The following is a 1,154-nucleotide window of genomic DNA, read 5'->3' on the forward strand; positions in this document are numbered from 1 at the left end:
GGCGAGCCGATGTTCACGTACGACGCCCTACAGACCGCGGACCAAGGCCGCCTCCGCCAACTCCACCGCACCTACATCCCGTTCTCGGTCCTCATCGACACCAAGTACGAGGAAGAAGCCCCACCGCCGGCCCCCGACCTCTACACCGCACTTGCCACCCTGGGCCACGAACTCCACTTCACGGAGTACGTCCGCACCCGCATGCCCCTACCGGACCAGGCCCAGGCCCTCCGACTCGCGGACGGGGTCCCACTGCTTCACGTCATCCGCGTGACTCTCACCGCGACAGACAGGCCCCTGGCCTTGGAGGAGTTCCACCTTCCAGGCGACGAGCTGGAACTGTCGTTCCGGCTATAGCACAGCCGAGTTGGCTCAGACTTTCTCTACGTCATCAAGGCCCGCGCACGGCGCGGGCGCGCGCCGCCTCTGCGGCGCGGCCTGCCTCCTGTCTTCGCCCCGGCTGGCCGCGCCCGGCGGCGCGCTGCGTGCATGTGGGCAAGGGCGAGGACGTCATCCGCGGGCACAAGATGATGCCTCCGGCGGGGGATCGGCCGACACCGGGAGCATCGGGGCACCGCCGCCGTCCGCGAGTCCGTGGGTAGTGACAGGTGGTGGGGCTTCCGTCCCGCACACCATCGACCCAGGCAGAGCCGAGCGGGCGTGGTTCAGGGGCGTACGGGACGGAAGCTGGGGTCGACGCGGTCAATATCGTCGTTCCATCGTCACCTCAGCCAGCGCCACGCCATACTGCATGCACCGCTATCAAGGAGGGGCTACATGGACTGGCGGATGCAGCGAGCATTTCAATTTGAGAATCTCATTCGCGGAATCATTCGCGATCTCAAGCTCGGCGAAATAGAGTACGAGCCCGATAGTCCGATGCATCAAGGGCCCGACATCACATACTGCAATTCCGACGGCCTGCATATCGTTGAATGCAAAACACCCGGCCCCCAGACAAGCCAAAGAGTGAGAGAGGTGATTCAGCAGCTTCACTCGTTCTCAAACTCCGCCCCAATCACGCGCGGACGGGTCACGAAATTGATTCTCGCGATCCCGGACACTCTGTCTGCAGCCGCAACGGCGGAATTGCAAGAGGCCGGCATCACCGTCTGGGATCGCGCATGGCTAGCAGAGAACGCTAGATTGGCAGG

At 64.2% G+C, this 1,154-nt stretch carries 2 protein-coding genes; both read left to right on the forward strand.

Translation table 11 applies throughout. The features are described 5' to 3' along the window. Positions 1 to 357 (forward strand): UTRA domain-containing protein (locus RH94_RS43900; RefSeq protein WP_234425878.1); only part of this gene is annotated, 357 nt, incomplete at its 5' end. A gap of 420 nt (positions 358 to 777) precedes the next feature. Beyond that, positions 778 to 1,154, forward strand: a 377-nt coding sequence (locus tag RH94_RS40800; RefSeq protein ID WP_158073071.1) for a restriction endonuclease, incomplete at its 3' end; no start/stop codon positions are given.

The sequence above is a fragment of the Streptomyces kebangsaanensis genome (assembly GCF_001906585.1).
Classification (GTDB): Bacteria; Actinomycetota; Actinomycetes; order Streptomycetales; family Streptomycetaceae; genus Streptomyces; species Streptomyces kebangsaanensis.